This is a genomic window from Thermomonas sp. S9 (assembly GCF_024704365.1).
Classification (GTDB): domain Bacteria; phylum Pseudomonadota; class Gammaproteobacteria; order Xanthomonadales; family Xanthomonadaceae; genus Thermomonas.
Map to the genome: position 1 here is coordinate 485,340 of NZ_JAJDFY010000001.1, position 20,953 is coordinate 506,292.

Sequence of the window (20,953 nt, forward strand, 5' to 3'; positions counted from 1 at the left end):
GCGCGGCCGGCGTCCGCAGCGCCCAGCGGGCGCGGCCGCTTACCAGATCTTCACCCGCGCGTCCGGGGCCAGGTACAGCGTCTGGCCGTCCTTCACGTCGAAGGCCGAATACCACGGATCGAGATTGCGCACCGTCAGCGCGCGCCACGGGCCGGGCGCGTGCTCGTTGCCGACCACCTGCGCGCGCAGGGCGGCGTCGCGCATCTTGGTGCGCCAGGCCTGGGCGAAGGCGATGAAGAAGCGCTGGTCGCCGGTGAGGCCGTCGATCACCGGCGCCGGCTTGCCGCCCAGCGACTGGTGGTAGGCCGCCAGCGCCGCCTGCAGGCCGGCCACGTCGGCGATGTTCTCGCCCAGCGTCTGCTGGCCGTTGATGTGCAGGCCCGGCAGCACCTCGTAGGCGTCGTACTGCTGGACCAGCTTCTCGGTAGCGGCCTTGAAGTGGGCCGCGTCCTGCGGCGTCCACCAGTTGTGCAGACGACCCTCGGCGTCGAACTCGGCGCCGAGGTTGTCGAAGCCGTGGCTGATCTCGTGGCCGATCACCGCGCCGATCGCCCCGTAGTTGGCGGCGGCGTCCGCGTGCGGGTCGAAGAACGGCGGCTCCAGGATCGCGGCCGGGAAGTTCATCGCGTTCTGCAGCGGCAGGTTCACCGCGTTCACCGTCTGCGGGGTCATCCACCACTCGCCGCGGTCCGGGGTCTTGCCCAGTTTGGCCAGCTGGTGGCGGTATTCGGCAAGCTGGGCGCGCTGGGCGTTGCCGAGGGCATCGTCCGGCTTCACGTCCAGCGAGGCGTAGTCGCGCCAGTGGTCGGGGTAGCCGACCATCACCCGCATGTTCTCGGCCTTGCGCTTGGCCTCGGCCTTGGTCTGCGGGCTCATCCAGGTGAGCCGGTCGATGCCGTCGCGGAACGCGGCCAGGATGTTGGCCACCATCGCCTCCACCTGCGCCTTGGAGCTGGCCGGGAAGTACTGCTTCACGTACAGCTGGCCGATGGCGTCGCCGAGCGCACCGTTGGTGGCCGCCAGCGCGCGCTTCCAGCGGTCGCGCTGCTGGGTGGCGCCGGACAGCTGGGTGCCGTAGAAGCCGAAACGCAGGTCGGCATAAGCCTTCGGCAGCAGCGCGGCGTTCTCGTTGAGCGCATGGAAGCGCAGGTAGTCCTTCCACACCGGCAGCGGCACGCGGGCCACCAGCGCCGACAGTTTCTTCACCGCCTCCGGCTGCCATGCCACCAGCACCGGCTGCCCGGATAGCTGCGCGGCTTCGAGGAAGGCCGGCCAGTCGATGCCCGGCGCGCGCTTGCCGAGCTCGGCGGTGGGCCACGGGTTGTTGGCCTTGTGGATGTCCTGGGTGTCGACCACGCTGGCCTGCGCCCTGGCGATCTGCAGCTCCAGGTCGAAGATCGCCGCGGCCTGCTTCTTCGCCTCCGCCTCCGGCGTGCCGGCCTGCTTCAGCAGGGCCGCGATGTAGGCCTGGTAGGCCTGCCGGTTCTTGACCATCGCCGGGTCGGAGGAGAGGTAGTACTCGCGGTCGGGCATGCCCAGGCCGCCCTGCAGCAGATAGCCGACGTTCTTGCCGGGATCGTCCAGGCCGGCGGCCACGAACAGGCCGAACAGGTGTTCGGTGTAGTAGTTGGTGGCGTTGAGCGGGTCCACGTCGGCGCGCAGGGTGCTGCCGAGATAGGCCGATAGCGCCTTGCGATCGTCGATCCGGGCGATCGCATCCAGGGTCGGCTGCAGCGGCGTCAGGCCGCGGCCTTCGATGCCGGCCTCGTCCATGTAGGCGGCGTAGTAGTCGGCGATCTTGCGTTCGTTGCTGCCGGCGGGGGATTCTGCTTTTGCAGGCCCTGCACGAGGTCGGCCAGGCGCTTCTCGGCCTTCTCGAACACGGTGTAGAACACGCCGGTGCTGCTGCGGTCGGGTGGGATCTCGGTGGTCTTCTGCCAGGTGCCGTTGGCATAGGCGTAGAAGTCGTCGCCCGGTGCCACCGACCGGTCCATTCCGGCGAGGTCGATGCCGATCGAAGGCTTGGAGGCCGGCGCGGATGTGGCCTGCGGCGTGGCGGCGGCCTTGGGGGCCTCGGCGGGCTTGCAGGCGGCCAGGGTCAGGCCGGCGACGGCGCACAGGGTGGCGATCGCCAGCGGGGTACGGCGGAGGGAAACGGAGGGCATGGGGCGGCTCGTGGGTGTGGAGACCTGCCTATCCTGCGCCGGCGAATGTTGCGATCCAGTGCAGGAAGTCAGCCCGCCGCCGCGACGCGGCCGCGGCTGTACGCGGTTTAACATTCGCCCAACGCTGCGGGCCGCCGCCTGCGGCACACTCGACCCCGGCGCGGGCGGCCGCGCCTGCGCCTGCAGGAGGACCATACGATGAGCGACCTGTACCCGGTGGATGCCGCGTTCGCGGCCCAGGCCATCACTTCCCGCGAGGCGCTGGCGCGCGCGGTGGCGCAGGCGGAACAGGCGCCCGACGCGTTCTGGGCCGACCTGGCCCGGCGCCTTCAGTGGGACACGCCGCCCACCCAGATCAAGGACGTCAGCTTCGATCTCAGGGAGTTCCGCATCCGCTGGTACGCCGACGGCGCGTTGAACGCCAGCGTGAACTGCCTGGACCGCCACCTCGCGGAGCATGGCGAGAAGGTCGCGCTGATCTTCGAACCGGATGATCCGGCTGCGCCGGCAGAGCGCATCACCTACCGCGCGCTGCACGCGCGCGTGTGCCGGCTGGCGAACGCGCTGCGCAATCTCGGCGTGCGCAAGGGCGACCGGGTGACGATCTACCTGCCGATGATCCCGGAGGCGGTGGTGGCGATGCTGGCCTGCGCGCGGATCGGCGCCATCCACATGGTGGTGTTCGGCGGCTTCGCCCCGCAGTCGATCGCCGACCGCATCGCCGACTGCACCAGCAAGCTCATCATCACCGCCGACGAAGGCCTGCGCGGCGGCCGTAGGGTGCCGCTGAAGGCGAACGTGGATGAAGCCCTGAAGCTGCCGGGCACGCAGTCGGTGGAAACCGTGCTGGTGGTGCGCCGCACCGGCGCCGCGGTGCCCATGCAGATGCCGCGCGACCGCTGGTTCGACGCGGTGGTGGACGGCCAGCCGGATACCTGCGCGCCGGAGCGCATGAACGCGGAGGATCCGCTGTTCATCCTCTACACCTCCGGCAGCACCGGCAAGCCGAAGGGCGTGCTGCACACCACCGGCGGCTATCTGGTGTGGGTCAGCTACACCCACGCGCTGGTGTTCGACCTCAAGCCGGACGACGTGTACTGGTGCACCGCCGACATCGGCTGGGTCACCGGCCACAGCTACATCGTGTACGGGCCGCTGGCCAATGGCTGCACCCAGGTGTTGTTCGAGGGCGTGCCCAACTACCCGGATTTTTCGCGCTTCTGGCAGGTGGTCGACCGGCACGGAGTGTCGATCTTCTACACCGCGCCGACCGCGATCCGCGCGCTGATGCGCGAGGGCGATGCCCCGGTGAAACGCACGTCGCGCCAATCGCTGCGGCTGCTCGGCAGCGTGGGCGAGCCGATCAATCCCGAGGCCTGGCGCTGGTATTACGAGGTCGTCGGCGAGGGCCGCTGCCCGATCGTGGACACCTGGTGGCAGACCGAGACCGGCGGCATCCTGATTTCGCCGGTGCCCGGCGCCAGCGATCTCAAGCCCGGCTCGGCCACCCGCCCGCTGCCCGGCATCCGCGCCGCGCTGGTGGACGCCACTGGCGAGCGGCTGGAAGGGGTGGCCGAAGGCAATCTGGTGCTGCTGGATTCCTGGCCGGGGCAGATGCGCACGGTCTATGGCGACCACCAGCGCTTCATCGATACCTACTTCAAGACCTATACCGGCATGTACTTCACCGGCGACGGCTGCCGCCGCGACGCCGACGGCGACTACTGGATCACCGGGCGGGTGGACGATGTCATCAATGTCTCCGGCCACCGCATCGGCACCGCCGAGGTGGAGAGCGCGCTGGTCGCGCACCCGCAGGTGGCGGAGGCCGCGGTGGTGGGCTTTCCGCACGACCTCAAGGGGCAGGGCATCTACGCCTACGTCACCCTGGTGGCGGGCGCGCAGGAAAGCGACGCCCTGCGCGCCGAACTGGTGGCCTGGGTGCGCCACGAGATCGGCCCGATCGCCACGCCCGATGTGATCCAGTTCGCGCCCGCCCTGCCCAAGACCCGCAGCGGCAAGATCATGCGCCGCATCCTGCGCAAGATCGCCGAGAACGCACCCGACCAGCTGGGCGACACCAGCACCCTGGCCGACCCGTCGGTGGTGGACGCACTGCTGCGCGGGCGCCCGGCGGCGTGAAGGGCAAAGGGAGTGCGCATGCTATAACCGAAGTCGGCTCCCAAGAACCGCTATCAAGGAGGCTGTATGACTCATGCGATTCGTCGTGGACTGCTGCTGTTGGGGGCCATGGCCGCGGGCACTCTCTACGCCGGCGTGAAGGGCTTCGACTTCGATATCAGCGGTTCAAGCGTCCGAACCGATGCCGTGACGCGTGTCGTCACGGTTCAGGATGCGGAGTTCCCGCTCGGGGGTTCATCCGCGACGGTCAGTGCCGATAGCGTCTCGTTTATTGCTCCGCGTGCGGGGAACCCTGCATCGGTACAGCTTGGAAAGCTCGCGCGCATTTCGCAGCAGGGACGGGCGCTGCTGGCATCCGATGCCGTGTACTACCCGGAACTCGATACCCTGACCGCACAGTCGCTCAAGGGCGAGGGCATCGCTAGTTCCACGTGGACGTGTCAGTCGGGGATCCTGTTCCAGGATGGCGCCTCCACCGGCAAGTCCAGCATGTGCTGGGGAGCTGCGGAAATCTCCTGTACCGGCAGCGGGGGCAATCGCGTTCGCTATCTTTCCAGTTCGCCCAACTGTCCGTGATCCGGCGGCTGCTGTGGCTGGTGCTGCATCCGGATGTGCGGCACAGCCCGCGCGTGGCCCGCGCCAGCGCGCTGGTGGCCGAGGTGGCGACGGCCGCGGCCGCCGCGCTGGAATGAACGCGCGCCTGCCGGCGGCATCGGCTCAGAACCCGTAGCGCAGGAAGCCGCCGTCCACGGCGATGCATTCGCCGGTGATGTAGCTGGCGGCGGGCAGGCACAGAAAGGCGACTGCCGCCGCCACTTCCTCGGGTTCGCCGATGCGCCCCAGCGGGGTGCGCAGCAGCACCTCGTCCAGATAGTCCGGATCGGCCAGCTTGCCGCTGGTGCGGCGGGTGCGGATGTACCACGGCGCCACCGCGTTCACGCGGATGCCGTCCTCGGCCCACTCGACCGCGAGGTTCTTCGTCATCTGGTGCAGCGCCGCCTTGCTCATGCCGTAGGGCGCGCCGCTGCGCACGTGGGTCAGGCCGGAGACGCTGCCGATGTTCACGATGCTCGAGGCCGCGTGCCTGGACAGCAGCGGGTGCGCCAGCCGGCACAGCTCGAAGGCGGAGAACAGGTTGGTCTCGAAGATCCCGCGCCACTGGTCCTCGCCGTAGTCCAGCGCGGGCCGGGTGAGGTTGCCGCCGGCGTTGTTGACCAGCAGGTGCAACCCACCCTGATCGGCGGCCCAGTCGATGATCTCGGCGCGCTGTTCGTCGTCGGTGACGTCGGCGGGCAGCGCCAGGACCGCGTCCTCGGGGCCGGGGAACTCGTCCTCCAGCTCGGCGCGCGCCTGCTCCAGCAGTTCGGCATCGCGCGCCACCATCAGCACCTGCGCGCCCAGGCCCAGCAGTTCGCGGCAGATGGCCAAGCCAATGCCGGCGCTGGCGCCGGTCACCAGCGCGCGTTGCCCGTGCAGGCTCCAGCGGGGCGAATGCATGGATGCTCTCCGTTGCGAGGACCGGCGTAGGATAGGCCAAGCCCGTCGCCGGAGACCGCCATGTCGCGCGCCCTGTCGCTGCCGTTCGTCCTCGCCGCCCTGCTGGCGGCCTGTTCGGAACCGACCCCGCCCGATCCGGAGCGCCCGCCGGTGCCGAAAGCCACGTCCTCGTCGGCCGCGCCGGCTTCCCCGATCACCGCCACCGCCAATGTCTACAAGGACGCTGCGCGCGACGCGGTGGACAAGACCCAGGCGCAGGCCGCGGAACAGGCGCGCGCGGCGGAGCAGGCGGCGCAATAAGGCCGCCCGCCGCCCGCGCGTGGCGGCTCAGCGCGGTTCGCAGAAGCAGTAGGCCAGCGCCGTCACCCGCGCCGGGCCGCGGCGTTCCAGCGCGGTCTGCACGAAGCGCAGCGGGGTGGCCTGCTGCAGGGCGTGCAGGCGACTGGCCAGCAGCAGGTCGCCGGCGCCGCTGGTGCGCAGCAGCGCCAGCCCGGCGCGGCTCTGCATGAAGTCGCCCAGCCAGTCCGAGAACGAGGTCGCACTCGGTTCCACGTAGCGCACCTGCCAGCGGTCGCGCGTGCCCAGCTTGGCGCGCGCGGCGGCATCGGCGGTGGCCTCGTCGAGCCCGCCGAAGGCGTCCACCAGCCCGCGCGCCTTGGCCTGCGCGCCGCTCCACACCCGGCCCTGCGCGACCGCGTCGATCTGCTCGATGCTCTTGCCGCGGGCCTTGGCCACCTTGCCGGTGAAGTCGCGGTAGCCCTTGTCGATCACCGCCTGCACGGTGGCGGCCACGCCCGGGTCGAGCGGACGGGTGATGTCGAACGCGCCGGCGTAGCGCGCGGTGGCCACGCCGTCGGTGTGCACGCCGAGCTTGCCGAGGGTGCGGTCGATGGTGGGGAACAGGCCGAAGATGCCGATCGAGCCGGTGATGGTGGACGGGTCGGCGTAGATGCGGTCGGCGTCCATGCCGATCCAGTAGCCGCCGGAGGCGGCGACATCGCCCATCGACACCACCACCGGCTTGCCGGCCTCCTTCAGCGCGGCCACTTCGCGGCGGATCTGCTCGGAAGCGAACACCTCGCCGCCGGGCGAGCTGACCCGCAGCACCACCGCCTTCACGGCCTCGTCGTCGCGCGCCTGCCGCAGCAGGGCCGAGGTGGAGTCGCCGCCGATCTTGCCGGGCGGCAGGTTGCCGCCGGCGATCTCGCCCTCGGCCACCACCACCGCCACCTGCGGGCGGCTGTCGGCCTGCGGCAGCGCGCCGTCGAGGTGTTGCAGGTAGGTGTCCAGCCCGACCTGGCGGAAGCCGCCGTCGGCGTCGGGATCGGCCACCCCGCGTTCCGCCAGCAGGGCGTGCACCTCGTCGCGGGTCTTCAGCGCGGTCACCAGCTTCTGCTGCAGGGCCAGCTGCGCCAGGTCGCCGCGGGCGGCCACCACCTGCTCCGGCAGGGTGTCGGCGTAGCGCTGCAACTGCGCCGGATCCAGCCCCCGGGCGCGGCCGATGTCGGCCAGCAGGCGCTGCCAGATGTCGCCCATCCAGTACAGGTCGGCTTCCTTGGCGGCCGGCGAGGCGGCATCCAGAACGTAGGGCTCGGCCGCCGACTTGTAGGTGCCGACCTTGAACAGGTGCATGTCCACGCCGAGCTTGTCCTGCAGCGCCTCGCGGTAGTACTGGCGGTAGGCGGCCAGGCCGTCCAGCATCACCCCGCCGGACGACATCGGGTCGAGGTAGATCTCGCTGGCCTGCGCGGCCAGCAGGTACTGGCCCTGGGTATAGCCGTCGCCATAGGCGATCACCTGCTTGCCGGCGGCGCGGATCGCGGCCAGTTTGGCGGCGATGGCGTGCAGCGAGGCGAATCCGGACGGCTGCAGTTCGTCCAGCGACACCGCCACCCGCTCGATCCGGGCATCGCTGCGCGCGGCGTCCAGCGCGCGCAGCGCATCGCGCAGGCGCACCTCGCGGCAGTCGTTGCTGCGGGTGGCGCGCGCCAGTCCGCGGCTGAAGGCGTCGCAGCTGTACTGCTCCACCAGCCGCCCTTCCGGCGCGAACACCAGGGTGGTGCGGGACTGCAGCGGCGCCAGCCGGCCACTGCCGAGCATCGCCAGCAGCAGTACCAGCACGACCAGCAGGAACAACAGGTTCAGCACCAGCCGGCGGGTGAAGTCGAGGGCCTGCCAGCTGCCGACGATCAGGCGGGCGATGGGGCCGCGGCGGCGCGGTTCGTTCATTGCGTTGCTCCGTGGGGGACATGCCGCGCGCGGGCGGCATGGAAGGGGATGCTAGCGGGGCGGGCGGGGAGAATCATCCGGCATCGGTCACCCTGACCGACGGCGCAGGCGCGGGAATGGGGAGGCGCCGGCTGCTGCGCAAGAAGCGCCGCAGCAGCAGGACCGCGGCGACGGCGAGGCCGGCGGTCAGGCCCAGCTCACATGCCGGGCGCGCCCCAGCCCAGCGCCAGCCCCAGCCCGGCGCCCACCGGCATGCCGATGCCCCAGTAGGCCAGCGCCGCCAGCCACATCGGCACGCGGGTGTCCTTGAGGCCGCGCAGGGCGCCGGCCGATACCACCTGGATGCCGTCGGGGAACTGGAACAGCGCGGCGTACAGCAGCAGGCTGCCGGCCAGCGCGATCACCGCCGGGTCGGTGGTGTACAGGCCGGCGATGGCCTGGTGGCCCAGCAGCATCAGCAGCGCCGAGCCGGCCTGGGTGGCCAGCGCCAGCGCGAACCCGGCGAACGCGGCGCGGCGCACGCCGTCGCGGTCGCCGCGGCCCAATGCGTGGCCCACCCGCACGGTGGTGGCCTCGGCCAGGCCGAACGGCACCATGAAGCACAGCGAGGCCACGTTCAGCGCGATCTGGTGCGCGGCCGCCGGCACTTCGCCCAGCCGCCCGATCAGCAGCGCGGTGGCCGCGAACAGCCCGCCCTCCATGGTCACCGTCACCCCGATCGGCAGCCCGGTGCGCAGCAGGCCGGCGATCACCGCCCGGCGCGGTGGCTCCCAGTGCGCGAACAGGGCGAGGTCGGCGAACCGGCGCGCGCGCCGCAGGTACAGCGCCAGCGCCAGCGCCTGCAGCCAGAACATCAGCGCCGAGGCCACCCCCACGCCGGCAGCGCCCAGCGCCGGCAGCCCCAGCAGGCCGTTGGTCAGCACGTAGCCCACCGGCGCCAGCAGCAGCAGGCCGCCGAACCCCACCACCATGGTCGGCATCGACCAGTGCAGGCCGTCGCTGAGATAGCGCATGGCCAGGTACAGGGTGAAGCCGGGGATGCCCCAGCGGATCGCGTGCAGGAAGGCGGTCGCGCCGGGCACGATGTCGGGCGCGATGCCCATCGGACGCAGCGCCAGCGGCAGCAGCGAGATCAGCGCGAACAGCAGCACCCCCAGCAGCGCCGCCAGCCACAGCGCCTGCCGGAACAGCGGGCCGATCTCGGCGCGCCGCCCGCCGCCGTCCAGCTGCGATACCGACGGCGGCAGCGCCATCAGGGTGCCCATCGGCGCCAGCATCGGCAGCCAGAACAGGGCCGCGCCCACCGCCACCGCGGCCAGGGTGGCCGTGCCGTGGTGGCCGGCGACCACGGTGTCGATCAGGCCCACCAGCCCGTGCGAAAGATGCCCGGCCGCCAGCGGCGCGGCCAGGCGCGCGGTCAGGGCCGCATCGTGGCGGAGGCGGGAGAATGTGGAGGGCATGGCATGGAGGCGGGGGGCTGGCGGTGCGCACTGGCGCGTGCGCCACGCGGCCTGCCATTCTACCGGCATCACCGCCTCCGACGATCCCGCGCCAGATGGCAGCTGGCGCAACGGCGTGTCCGGCTGGATCGACGGTCTGCTGCTGCAAAAGCGGGGGGACGCGCAGGCGGGCCGATGACGCTGTTGAAGTCCGGCGTGCAGGGCGGCGTGTACTCGGTGCTGCCGGCCTGCGCCGTCACCGCCGTGGCGATGATCGGGCGGGTGTCGATGTGGGCCGCGCCGGCACCGCAAACGCCGCGGGGCGGCTTTGGCCGCCCCGCGGGTGGGGTGTCGCCGGGCCGGGACAGCTTACAGATCGAAGCCGACGCCCGCGCCGGCCGAGGATTCGCCGTTGCCGCCGAAGCTGACGCCGGCCGAGAACGAGCCGCGGTCGCCGATCCGCTTGCCGTAGCCGATCGACACCGCGCCCTGCCCGCCCTGTGCGCCCACGCCGATCGCCACGCGTCCTCGCGGGCTGTTGCCGATCGCCGCGTTCACCGCCATCTGGGTCATCGCCGTGCCCATCGCGCCGATCCGGTCGATGCGGCGGTCGGTCTGTACGAAGCGGCGGTCGGTCTGCTGCTGGAACTGGGTAAAGCTGTCGTTCCAGGCGGCGAACTTGGCATCGGTATAGGCCTTGGAGGCCGACAGCGTCTGCGCCGAGGAGGTGTCGGTATAGCGCTTGGCGGAGGCCAGGGTGGCCGCATCGCCGGCCACCATGTCGGTGCGGATCGCCGCCTCGCGGGTATCGGTATAGGCATTGGCGGTGCCCACCGCATTGTTCGCCGCGGTCAGTGCCGTGTCCGCGGTGGCCTGCGCATTGTTCGCCGCGGTGAGTGCGGTATTGGCGGTGGCCTGCGCGGTGTTGGCCGTGCTCAGCGCCGTGTCCGCGGTGGCCTGCGCATTGTTCGCCGCGGTGAGTGCGGTATCTGCGGTGGCCTGCGCGTTATTGGCGGCACTGAGGGCCGTGTCGGCCGTAGCCTGCGCATTGCTGGCGGCGGTGGCGGCGCCGTCCGCGGTGGCCTGGGCGGTGCCGGCGGCGGCCAGCGCGGCGTCGGCGGTGGCTTGCGCGTTGGCGGCATTGGCGTTGGCACCGGCCACCGCGCTGTCCAGCTGGCCCTTGTTCACCGCGTCGGTGGCAGCGATGCCGTTGCCCACGTTGCCCACCACGTTGCCGCCCATGTTGATGGTGGTGTTGTTGACGATGGTGAAATTGCCGCCACTGCCGCCGACGGTCAGCCCGAGGAAGGTCGGCGTGCTGCTGAAGCCGTAGCGGATGGTGTTGCCGCTGCGGGTGACGGTGAGGTTGCCGTTGGGGTCGTCGGCCTGGAACTCCACGGTATCGCCGCTGCCGATGGTCGCGCTGGTGGCGCCACCGTCGGCGGTGATCGCAAAGCCCGCATAGCTGCTGATGCCGCCGACCGCGGTGGTGATGGCCGCGTTCATCTGGCCCAGGTTCACCGCGTCGGTGTCGGCGGTGCCGGCGGCGACGTGGATCAGCTGGCGCTCGTTGCCGGCGCTGCCGATCGACACGCTGTAATCGCGGTCGGCAATCGCCAGGTAGCCGAGCGCGGTGCTGCCGGTGTTGAGCGCCTGCGCCTCGGTGCCGAAGGCATTGCTGTAGTTGCCGCTGGCGATGGTGAAGTTGCCGACGGCGTTGGCCGCCTGCCCGCTGGCGTTGTTGAAGTTGCCAAGCGCGCTGCTGCCGAAGCCGCTGGCGGTGTTCAGGTAGCCGATCGCGTTGCTGCCGTAGCCGCTGGCGCTGTTGTAGTGGCCGAAGGCATTGGCACCGAACGCGCTGGCGACGTTGAGGTAGCCGAACGCGCTACTGGCATAGCCGCTGGCGCTGTTGCCGACGCCGAACGCGCTGGCGTATGTCGCGCTGGCCGTGTTGCGGCGATCACTTCCGGTGTCGAATGTGCCGTCGCCGTTGGAATCGAACCAGGTACCCACGGCCACGCTGTTGCGCGCGGTGGTGGGATCACTGTCGCTGTTCCCCGCCCGGCTGTAGGTGCCGATCGCGATGCTGCTGTTGTCGTAGGCCAGATTGCCGTAGCCGAAGGCGTTGCTGGTCATGCCCATGGCCCTGTTGGAGCCGCCGACGGCCGCGCTGTAGTTGCCATCGGCCTGGTTCAAGGTTCCGAAGGCATTGCCGCTGATGCCGTTGGCGGCATTCTGGTACCCGAACGCATTCGCGTAATAGCCGCTTGCCGTATTGAAGATGCCGTAGCCGTTGGCATACGCGCCGCTGACCGTATTGATGGCACCGAAGGCGCTGCTGTAGGTGCCGCTGGACGCATTGGATGCACCGAAGGCATTGCTGCTGCTGCCAGTCGCGGCGTTATTGAGCCCGAATGCATTGCCAGAGTAACCGCTGGCGACGTTGTTGCCACCATAGGCGTTGCTTGCGTACTCGCTCGCGGAGTTGCGGTAGCCGAACGCATTGCTGTACGAGCCGCTGGCGGTGTTGACGGCACCAAAAGCGCTGCTGACCGTGCCGCTGGCCAAATTGATACTGCCGAAGGCGCTGCTGGCGAGGTTGCTTGCGATGTTGTAATAGCCATAGGCGCTGCTGTAGGCACCACTGGAAATGCTTTGCCAGCCGTATGCGCTGGCGGTGGGGGGTGCAGGTGCTGTTCTGGCCATTGGCGCTGCCGGTGTCTTCGACCCCCTGGCTGGTATTGGCGCCGGTCGTGTTTCCGTATTCATCCACACACGGGCGGTCGGCGGCGAATGCCGGGCTGGCCGCGGCCAGCACGAGCAGGGACAGGGCGATGGCCAGCGGGCGGCGGGCGAGCCGGCGGGACGAAGTGCAGGACTGCATGGAGGTCTCCCAAGGCGGGTCGATGGAAGGAAGCGGGTCCTTGCGCATTCGCATTCGCGTACCCTGGCAGGACCGCGCGCGGAACATGGCAAACGGCGATGGTGATCTGCGTGGAAATGCAGATCCCGTCACCACGGGGTGACAGCGGCCCGCCGGATGCCTAGCGCTGCAGCTGCGCCTGCAGCTCAGGCCGAGCGGCGGGCGGGCGGTTCCGCCAGCAGGGCGCGGCGCAGGGTGGTGCGGGCCTGTGGCGGGGTGGTCTGGGCCAGCCGTGCCAGGGCCTCGAGGTCATCGCCGCTCAGTTCGCGCAGCAGCTGCAGCAACGCCGCGCGTTCGCCGGTGTCCACGAAGGCGAACAGCGGGGCGATCCGCGGCCAGTCGCGGCCCAGATGCGGGCCGAGGTGCCAGCCGCGGTGGGCATCGAATGGCTGCTGCGCGTAGCGCTCCCGCAATGCTTGCTGGTCCGCTGCGGGCAGGGCGTCGAAGCGGGTGGCGATCGCGCGCAGCTGCGTACGCTCGGCGTCGGTCAGGGCCTGCCACTCGGCCCAGGCGGCGCGCGCCTGCGCCCGCGCGGCCGGGGCCAGGCGTTCCCATGCCTGCGTGCGCCGGGCGAGCTCGGTAGCGTCGGGCGGGGCGTCGGCGGTCGCGGGGGCGATGGTCGGATCGGCGGGTGGCAGCGCCGCGGTGTCGGTGGCCAGTCCAGGCCAGCAGCGGCAGCCGGCGCGCCACCTGCAATTCGTGCGGTGCAGCCAGCAGTGCGCGATCCGGCTGCAGCGCCGGATCGGCGGGATCGAAGCGCGCTTTCGGCGGGTCCGCCGGCGGCAGCGGCTGCACCTGCACGCGCTGGTGCCAGGCGTCGATCGCTGTGCGCGTGCCCGGATGCAGTACGAAGGTGGCGGCCAGCGCCAGCGCGCACAGCAGCACGCCCAGCCACAGCCAGCGCTGGCGCCGGCGCGCCGTGCGCTCCGCGGCGCACGAAATCGCTTCGAGTGGCGTGGGCGTTGCGTCCGGCAGCGCCTCCAGCGTGCGCTTGACCGCCGCGCTCCAGGCCCGCCACACGTCGAGGTCGGGCTGGCCCAGCGCATCGCGCGGCAGGGCGTCGCGGATGCGGCCCTGGTAGGTCGCGACCGGGAGGTCGAGGCGCTGCCGCGGCATCGGCATCCTCCAGCCCGGCCACCAGGTGCAGCAGCACCGCGGCGCGCGCGGGCGGCGGCAGGCGCGCGATCCCCGGCAGCGGCCCGGCCGCCGGGCGTGCGACCCCGCGGCCCATCGCCGGCACCGACAGCAGCAGCCGCCAGAACTGCAGCGGCCATTGCGACATCGGCCAGCCGGCGGCATCACCGGCGAATACCTGCGCGGTGACCGCCAGCGCGCGGCGCGCGGCCTCTTCGTCGCCGGCCTGCACCCGCGCCAGCAGGCGTGCGCGGCGATCCACCCCGCGCAGGAACGCGGTGACTGCCGCGGGGGGCGGGGGCGGGGCGGATGGGGTCATGGCAGGCGCGTGGGCACGGTGCATCTTAGCGCTGACCTGGGTCGGACGAGAGGCTTGACAGGCGTCCGCCGCAAGGCTCCGCAAGCAATGGCGCGGGCTGTGGGCAACGCAGTTGTGCACAGCCGTAAAAATGGCTTCACACGCCAGGTTCCACGCCTGAACGTTCGTTCAGGCTTTCGGTGTTTCACGTACAAGTGCATGTTTCTAAAGGGATTGCTGTATGTGGCGATTTTTTGACCAGAGCCCTGCGGGCCTGTCAGTGCGGGCCTTGCGCGCCCCAGCCCCGAGCGTATGCACAGGCTTATCCACAGGCGATGTGGATAAGGGATGTTCTTCAACGAAAACAAACGGTTGTGCGATTTTGGTGATCCGGCGTGGAGCTGTGCCCGGCAAGCGCGGCTTAACAGGTGCGTTCGGTCACACGCCGCCGGTCACGCCGGAGGCAGGCCCGGGGTGGCGGCGCTAGACTGCGCCGATGCCTGTCCCCGTCCCGACCCTGCAGGTGGCGCTGCCGGTGCCGCTGCCGCGCCTGTTCGACTATCTGCCGCCACCCGGGATCGCGGCCGCGGCGGTCGCGGTCGGGCAGCGCCTGCGGGTGCCGTTCGGCCACCGCGCGCTGTGTGGCGTGGTGCTGGGGCATGGCGAGGCCGAGCCGGGCATCACGCTGCGCGCGGCGCTGGAACTGCTGGATACGGGGCCGCTGCTGCACGGCGAGCTATTGGACTCCCTGCGCTGGCTGGCCGGCTACCTGCATGCACCCATAGGCGAGGTGCTGGCCACCGCGCTGCCGGTGGCGCTGCGGCGTGGTGGGCCGCTGCCGGATACCGCGCGCCGCGGTTGGGTGCTCAGCGAGGCCGGACGCACCGCGCTGCCGGGCCTGCGCGCGGGCAAAGCCCCGGCGGCTGGCGGAATTGCTGGTCGAGGCGCGTGACGAGGACTGGCTGGACGCCGCCTTGCCGGGCTGGCGCGTGCCGCTGCGCCGCCTGCGCGAGCGCGGGCTGGTCGAACGGGTGGTGCTGGCGGAAGCGCCCGCACCGGCGCCGCTGGCGGCAGGGTTCTCGCCCAATCCCGAGCAGGAGGCGGCGATCGCCGCGATCCGCAGCGCGACCGGATTTGCGCCGTTTCTGCTGGATGGTGTCACTGGCAGCGGCAAGACCGAGGTCTATCTGCAGGCGATCGCCGACTGCCTGGCCCGCGGCCGGCAGGCGCTGGTGCTGGTGCCGGAGATCGGGTTGACCCCGCAGCTGCTGGGGCGCTTCCAGCGCCGGCTCGGCGTGCCGGTGCATGTGCTGCATTCCGGCCTCGGCGACGGCGAGCGCGCCGCGACCTGGATGGCCGCGCTGCGCGGGCAGGCGCGGGTGGTGGTTGGCACCCGTTCGGCCGTATTCACCCCGCTGCCGCACGCGGGGCTGATCGTGGTCGATGAAGAGCACGATGCCAGCTACAAGCAGTTCGACGGCATCCGCTACCACGCGCGCGATTTCGCCATCGTGCGGGCGCGCGCGCTCGGCGTACCAATCGTGCTGGGCAGCGCGACGCCCGCGCTGGAAACGCTGCACAACGCGCGCAGCGGGCGATTTAGTGTGCTGCGCCTGCCGCGGCGCGCGGGTCTGGCGCAGCCGCCAAGCGTGCGGGTGGTGGACGTGCGCAAGCGCCCGCTGCAGGCCGGGCTGTCGGAGCAGGCGCTGGAGGCGATCGCATCGGCCCTCGCCGCCGGCGGCCAGGTGCTGGTGTTCCGCAACCGCCGCGGCTATGCGCCGGTGCTGCTCTGCCACGACTGCGGCTGGAGCGCGCACTGCCCGCGCTGCAGCAGCGAGGAGCGGCCGACGCCGATGACCGTGCATGCGCACGGCAAGCGCCTGCAGTGCCACCACTGCGGCTATCGCAAGCCGGCACCGCCGGCCTGCCCGGATTGCGCCAGCCTCGCCCTGCAGCCGCAGGGCAACGGCACCGAGCGCATCGAGGAGGCCCTGCAGGCGCGGTTCCCGGAGGTGCCGGTGCTGCGCATCGACCGCGGCAGCACCGGCCACCGGGATGCCCTGCAGCGGCATTTCGACGACCTCGGCGCGCGTCCGGGCATTCTGGTCGGCACCCAGATGCTGGCTAAGGGGCACGACCTGCCGAATCTGACCCTGGTGGTGGTGGTCGGGATCGACGAAGGCCTGTTCTCGGCCGATTTCCGCAGCGGCGAGAAGCTGGCGCAGCTGCTGGTGCAGGTCGCAGGTCGCGCCGGCCGCGCTGCGCGTGCGGGCGAGGTGCTGCTGCAGACCCATCATCCCGAGCATGCCCTGCTGCAGACCCTGCTGCGTGGCGGCTATCCCGCGTTCGCACAGGCCGAGTTGGCGCAGCGCGAGGCCGCCGGGTTGCCGCCGTTCGCGCACATGGCCCTGCTGCGCGCGGAGGCGCGCCATGCCGATCCGCCACAGCAGTTCCTGCAGGCGGCCCGGCAGGCGCTGCAGGGGTTCGCGCTGGAAGTCTCCGGTCCGCTGCCGGCGCCGATGCCGCGCCGCGCCGGCCATGTGCGCGCGCAGCTGGTGCTGTGCGCGAACGCGCGCGGCCCGCTGCACGCGGCGCTGCAGGCGGTGATGCCGGCGCTGCACGCGCTGCCGGAGGCGCGCCGGGTGCGCTGGTCGCTGGACGTGGACCCGGCCGACCTGTACTGACCGCGCGCGCCGCGATGCGCGACAATCGCCGGTCCCGACGTATCCGCAGACGCCCATCCGTGACCTCCCGACTCGACCAGCTCCGCCAGCATTCCGTGGTGGTCGCCGACACCGGCGACATCCAGGCCATCGCCCGCTATGCGCCGATGGATGCCACCACCAACCCCTCGCTGCTGCTGAAAGCGGCCGCGTTGCCGGCCTATGCGCCGCACATCGCGGCGGCGGTGGCGGCGGCCAGTGGCGACGGCAGGGTGGGCGACGCCTGCGACCGCTTCGCGGTGGCGATCGGCGGCGAGATCCTCAAGCTCATCCCGGGTCGGGTGTCCACCGAGGTGGATGCGCGCCTGAGCTTCGACACCGAGGCCACCATCGCCAAGGCGCGGCGGCTGGTGCAGCTGTACGCTGACACCGGCATCGGGCGCGAGCGCCTGCTGATCAAGATCGCGGCGACCTGGGAAGGCATCCGCGCCGCCGAGCGGCTGGAGCGCGAGGGCATTGCCTGCAATCTGACCCTGCTGTTCTCGTTCGCGCAGGCGCGCGCCTGCGCCGATGCCGGGGTGTTCCTGATCTCGCCGTTCGTCGGCCGCATCCTCGACTGGCACCTCGCCCACGGCCTGCCCGCGCCGGCCACCGCGCAGGACGATCCCGGCGTGCAGTCGGTGGCGCGCATCTGGCACCACTACAAGCAGCACGGCTATGGCACCGTGGTGATGGGCGCCAGCTTCCGCAACACCGGACAGGTGCTGGCGCTGGCCGGCTGCGATCGCCTCACCATCGCGCCCGAGCTGCTGGAGCAGCTGGCGCAGGACCGGGGCGAGGTGGCCGCGACGCTGCGGGGTCCGGAGGCGATCACGGCGCCGCCGCCGGCGCTGGCCGAGGCCGCCTTCCGCTGGCAGCACAACGAAGACGCCATGGCCAGCGACAAGCTGGCCGAGGGCATCCGCAAGTTCGCCGCCGACCAGCGCACGCTGGAGGCGCTGCTGGCCGCGCGGCTCGCCGCCTGACGGTTTTTTCGAAACGCCGACGGCCCGGATCGCTCCGGGCCGTCTGGCATGTTGCCTGGCTGCGGCGAGGCTTAGCTTACGCCGCAAACAGCGCCTTCATTTTCTTCAGCGCGTTGGCTTCGATCTGGCGGATGCGCTCGGCAGAGACGCCGTACTCGTCGGCCAGTTCCTGCAGGGTGATCTTGCTGTCCGGGTCCAGCTCAGCGGCGCCTGATGATGTCGCGCGAACGGGCGTCGAGCCGGGCCATGCCCTCGCGCAGGACTTCCAGCTGGTCGGCCTCGCTGTCGGCGGACTCGTAGGCGATGGCGGGGTCGGCCTCGTGCGCTACCAGGTAGTTCGCCGGCGCCGGCGGGGCGTGCTCGTCGTCGCCGTCGTCGGGCGCGTCGAAGCCGATGTCGCGGCCGGACAGGCGCGCCTCCATTTCCAGCACCTCGTGCTCGGAGACGTTGAGGTCGCGGGCCACCGCGCGCACTTCCTCGGCGTTCATCCAGCCCAGGCGGGTCTTGCTCTTGCGCAGGTTGAAGAACAGCTTGCGCTGCGCCTTGGTGGTGGCGACCTTCACGATCCGCCAGTTCTTGATGATGAAGTCGTGCATTTCGGCACGGATCCAGTGCACCGCGAAGCTGACCAGGCGCACGCCGACCGCGGGGTCGAAGCGCTTGACCGCCTTCATCAGGCCGATGTTGCCTTCCTGGATCAGATCGCCCAGCGGCAGGCCGTAGCCGGCATAGCCGCGGGCCACGTGCACCACGAAGCGCAGGTGCGACAGGATCAGCTCCTGCGCGGCGGCGATGTCGTTGTGCTCACGCAGGCGCAGGGCCAGCCGCTGCTCCTCCTCGGCGGACAGCACCGGGATCTGGTGCACGGCACCGATGTACGCCTCCAGCGAACCCATGGCGCTGGGGATCGGCAGGTTGTGGGCGACGAGTGCGGCGGACGTCATGGCGGATTCCTTCATGCGCTGGATTCTAGCAGTCGCCCCGTATGACTGCTAATCAGGGGCGGAAGTTCCTGAGCGTTGCGTCGGTGGAACGATGGATGTTCAAACACCCGTCAGCCACGCGGCCGGTCGAAAGGATGTAGGGGCGATGTTTCAGGCGATCAAGTCCCGCGCCGGCGGCAGCGACCAGTCCACCGGGGCCTGCCCGGTGCGCGCCAGGTACTGGTTGGCGGCGGAGAAATGCCCGCAGCCCAGGAAGCCGCGGTGGGCGGACAGCGGCGAGGGGTGCGGCGCCTTCAGCACCCGGTGCCGGCGCGGGTCGATCACCGCGCCCTTCTTCTGCGCGTAGCTGCCCCAGAGCAGGAACACCAGGTGCTCGCGCTCACGGTTGAGCACGTCCACCACGTGGTCGGTGAAGCCTTCCCAGCCCTTGCCCTGGTGCGAGCCGGCCTGGCCGGCCTCGACCGTCAGCACGCTGTTGAGCAGCAGCACCCGCGGCGTGCCCACGGCAGCAGGCAGCCGTGGTCCGGGCGGGCGAAGCCGGTCTCGCGCGCGAGTTCCTTGTAGATGTTGTCCAGCGATGGCGGCACCGGGACGCCCGGGCGCACCGAAAAGCACAGCCCGTGCGCCTGGCCGGGGCCGTGGTAGGGGTCCTGGCCGAGGATCACCACCTTCACCGCCTCGAACGGGGTGGCGTCGAACGCGGCGAAGATCTCGCCGCCGGGCGGATAAATGGTGGCGCCGGCCGCCTTGCGCTGGCGCAGGAAGGCGGCAAGCTGGCGCATGTCCTCGCGGGCGAACCAGGCGCCGACGCGGGCCTTCCAGCTCGGTTCCAGGCGAACCTCGGGCGGGGCGGACGTCTCCATCCTGGTCAGATCACGCCGCGCTTCTTCTCAAGCAGCAGGTAGCCCACGCCGACCGCGGCGCCGATGCCCAGCGATGCCGGCCAGCCCAGCGGGCTCAGCCATTTGACCAGCCCGGCCGCGACCAACCCGAGGACGACGAACTGCGAATAGCGCCAGCGGCTCTCGCGGAAGCTCTTCAGCGGCGGTGGTGCGGTCATCGTTCAGACCTTGTAGCCGGTGTGGATGGCCACGATCCCGGCGCTCAGGTTGCGATAGCTGCAGCGCGACAGCCCCGCTGCCTCCATCATCGCCTTGAGCGCCTCCTGCGGCGGATGCTTGCGGATCGACTCGGCCAGGTAGCGGTAGCTGCCGGCGTCGTTGGCCAGCAGCCGGCCCAGCCGCGGCAGCACCTGGAATGAGTGGAAGTCGTACAGCGGCCGGAACCATTCGGCTTTCACTTCCGAGAACTCCAGCACCCGCGCCTGCCCGCCGGGTTTCAGCACCCGCGCGATCTCGCGCAGGGCGGCGTCCTTGTCGGTGACGTTGCGCAGGCCGAAGGCCATCGTCACCAGGTCGAAGCTGGCGTCGGGAAACGGCAGGCATTCGGCGTTGCACTGCACATACTCGAAGCCGCGTACAAAGCCGCGGTCGGTCATGCGGTCGCGGCCGACCCGCAGCATGTCGCCGTTGATGTCGCCCAGCACGATGCGGCCGGTTTCACCCACGCGGTCCTGCAGCAGCGCGGCGATGTCGCCGGTGCCGCCGGCCAGGTCCAGCACGCGGTCGCCGCGGCGCACCTGCGAGGTGGCGACGAAGAAGCGCTTCCAGACCCGATGAATGCCCAGGCTCATGGCATCGTTCATCACGTCGTACTTGCGCGCCACCGACGAGAACACCTCGCCGACCAGCTTCTGCTTCTCGGCCACCGGCACGTCGCGGAAGCCGAAGTGGGTGGTGCCGGGGGTGCCCGTAGGTTCGCTCATGCCGCGATTATCGCACCGCCCGGCGCGACACGGCGCAGGCCCCGGGAACGCGCGGCCCCGGAAACGCAAAGCCCGCCTTGCGGCGGGCCTTGCAGTGCATCCCGGAGGCCGGGCGGCTTACTTGATCTTGCCTTCCTTGTACATCACGTGCTTGCGAACGACGGGGTCGTACTTGCTGACCTCCATCTTGTTCGGCGTGTTCTTCTTGTTCTTGTCGGTGGTGTAGAAGTGGCCGGTGCCGGCCGAGGAGATCAGGCGGATCTTGTCGCGCTTGGAAGCCATGGTGTGATCCTCCCTTAGACCTTCAGGCCCTGCTTGCGCAGGTCGGCGAGCACGGCGTCGATGCCGTTCTTGTCGATGGTGCGCAGCGCGGCGGTGGAAACACGGAGCTTGACCCAACGGTTCTCGGAGGCGACCCAGAAGCGGCGCTCGTGGAGGTTGGGCTGGAAGCGACGACGCGTCTTGCGGTTGGAGTGCGAGACGTTGTTGCCGGTCGTCGTGCGCTTGCCGGTGACTTGGCAGACTTTGGACACTGGGCACCTCGATGGTGGTTGGGTTGTCGCCCGTAGCCCGGGAGACGGCGGCCCCGGCACGCGGCCGGGAGGGCGCTGCAACAAGACGCAGCGAGCCGCGCATTATGCCCGCCGCGCGGGCGCGCCGCAAGCCGCT

14 protein-coding genes and 4 pseudogenes are annotated in these 20,953 nt (G+C 70.8%); 5 read left to right on the plus strand and 13 right to left on the minus strand.

Annotated features, from left to right (window positions below):
• Nucleotides 1–39: 39 nt before the first annotated feature.
• A pseudogene (locus LJB71_RS02355) lies at nucleotides 40–2,165 on the minus strand (M13 family metallopeptidase).
• Nucleotides 2,166–2,363: 198 nt separating this feature from the next.
• Here LJB71_RS02355 and acs point away from each other — a divergent pair.
• Nucleotides 2,364–4,307, plus strand: coding sequence for an acetate--CoA ligase (acs, locus tag LJB71_RS02360; RefSeq protein ID WP_259302951.1), 1,944 nt, complete (start codon nucleotides 2,364–2,366; stop codon nucleotides 4,305–4,307).
• A gap of 66 nt (nucleotides 4,308–4,373) precedes the next feature.
• Nucleotides 4,374–4,883 carry a hypothetical protein gene (locus LJB71_RS02365; protein ID WP_259302952.1) on the plus strand — a complete coding sequence of 170 codons (510 nt, stop codon included), beginning with the start codon at nucleotides 4,374–4,376 and terminating at the stop codon, nucleotides 4,881–4,883.
• Nucleotides 4,884–5,024: 141 nt separating this feature from the next.
• On the opposite strand, the gene LJB71_RS02370 is transcribed toward LJB71_RS02365, so the two are convergent.
• On the minus strand, nucleotides 5,025–5,804 hold the full coding sequence (locus tag LJB71_RS02370) for an SDR family oxidoreductase (RefSeq protein ID WP_259302953.1): 780 nt from the start codon (nucleotides 5,802–5,804) through the stop codon (nucleotides 5,025–5,027).
• Between the two features lie 60 nt (nucleotides 5,805–5,864).
• Between LJB71_RS02370 and LJB71_RS02375 the strand changes: the two genes are divergently transcribed.
• Complete coding sequence (locus LJB71_RS02375; RefSeq protein WP_259302954.1) at nucleotides 5,865–6,104, plus strand: hypothetical protein; 240 nt, start codon at nucleotides 5,865–5,867, stop codon at nucleotides 6,102–6,104.
• Nucleotides 6,105–6,131: 27 nt separating this feature from the next.
• Here LJB71_RS02375 and sppA read toward each other — a convergent pair whose 3' ends face one another.
• The 4 genes and pseudogenes from sppA to LJB71_RS02395 all read right to left on the minus strand — a co-directional run bounded on the left by sppA (nucleotide 6,132) and on the right by LJB71_RS02395 (nucleotide 13,669).
• Nucleotides 6,132–8,033, minus strand: a complete 1,902-nt coding sequence (sppA, locus tag LJB71_RS02380; protein WP_259302956.1) for a signal peptide peptidase SppA — start codon at nucleotides 8,031–8,033, stop codon at nucleotides 6,132–6,134.
• A gap of 73 nt (nucleotides 8,034–8,106) precedes the next feature.
• Nucleotides 8,107–9,493, minus strand: a pseudogene (locus LJB71_RS02385) (MATE family efflux transporter).
• Between the two features lie 348 nt (nucleotides 9,494–9,841).
• Nucleotides 9,842–12,178 carry a hypothetical protein gene (locus LJB71_RS02390; RefSeq protein ID WP_259302957.1) on the minus strand — a complete coding sequence of 779 codons (2,337 nt, stop codon included), beginning with the start codon at nucleotides 12,176–12,178 and terminating at the stop codon, nucleotides 9,842–9,844.
• Nucleotides 12,179–12,541: 363 nt separating this feature from the next.
• A complete protein-coding gene (locus LJB71_RS02395) occupies nucleotides 12,542–13,669 on the minus strand; it encodes a DUF3106 domain-containing protein (protein WP_310649374.1) in 1,128 nt (375 codons plus the stop codon).
• A gap of 654 nt (nucleotides 13,670–14,323) precedes the next feature.
• Here LJB71_RS02395 and LJB71_RS02400 point away from each other — a divergent pair.
• Together LJB71_RS02400 and tal are read left to right on the plus strand one after the other, a co-directional pair.
• A pseudogene (locus LJB71_RS02400) lies at nucleotides 14,324–16,511 on the plus strand (primosomal protein N').
• A gap of 59 nt (nucleotides 16,512–16,570) precedes the next feature.
• Entirely contained in the window at nucleotides 16,571–17,515 is a 945-nt protein-coding gene (gene tal / locus LJB71_RS02405; protein WP_259302959.1) for a transaldolase, read from the plus strand.
• A gap of 76 nt (nucleotides 17,516–17,591) precedes the next feature.
• Here tal and rpoH read toward each other — a convergent pair.
• The 7 genes and pseudogenes from rpoH to rpmB form a co-directional block, all read right to left on the minus strand.
• Nucleotides 17,592–18,459 (minus strand): annotated as a pseudogene (rpoH, locus tag LJB71_RS02410) (RNA polymerase sigma factor RpoH).
• Nucleotides 18,460–18,609: 150 nt separating this feature from the next.
• On the minus strand, nucleotides 18,610–19,038 hold the full coding sequence (locus LJB71_RS02415; RefSeq protein ID WP_259304711.1) for a uracil-DNA glycosylase family protein: 429 nt from the start codon (nucleotides 19,036–19,038) through the stop codon (nucleotides 18,610–18,612).
• Complete coding sequence (locus tag LJB71_RS02420) at nucleotides 18,924–19,322, minus strand: hypothetical protein (protein WP_259302960.1); 399 nt, start codon at nucleotides 19,320–19,322, stop codon at nucleotides 18,924–18,926. The genes LJB71_RS02415 and LJB71_RS02420 overlap by 115 nt, the downstream gene beginning before the upstream one ends.
• Nucleotides 19,323–19,327: 5 nt before the next feature.
• Nucleotides 19,328–19,519 carry a hypothetical protein gene (locus tag LJB71_RS02425; protein WP_259302961.1) on the minus strand — a complete coding sequence of 64 codons (192 nt, stop codon included), beginning with the start codon at nucleotides 19,517–19,519 and terminating at the stop codon, nucleotides 19,328–19,330.
• 3 nt (nucleotides 19,520–19,522) lie between these two features.
• On the minus strand, nucleotides 19,523–20,284 hold the full coding sequence (gene ubiE / locus LJB71_RS02430; protein WP_259302962.1) for a bifunctional demethylmenaquinone methyltransferase/2-methoxy-6-polyprenyl-1,4-benzoquinol methylase UbiE: 762 nt from the start codon (nucleotides 20,282–20,284) through the stop codon (nucleotides 19,523–19,525).
• A gap of 117 nt (nucleotides 20,285–20,401) precedes the next feature.
• Nucleotides 20,402–20,566: a 50S ribosomal protein L33 gene (gene rpmG, locus LJB71_RS02435; RefSeq protein ID WP_114960770.1), complete on the minus strand. Its 165-nt coding sequence runs from the start codon at nucleotides 20,564–20,566 to the stop codon at nucleotides 20,402–20,404.
• Between the two features lie 14 nt (nucleotides 20,567–20,580).
• Nucleotides 20,581–20,817, minus strand: a complete 237-nt coding sequence (rpmB, locus tag LJB71_RS02440) for a 50S ribosomal protein L28 (RefSeq protein WP_072755037.1) — start codon at nucleotides 20,815–20,817, stop codon at nucleotides 20,581–20,583.
• Between the last annotated feature and the right edge of the window lie 136 nt (nucleotides 20,818–20,953).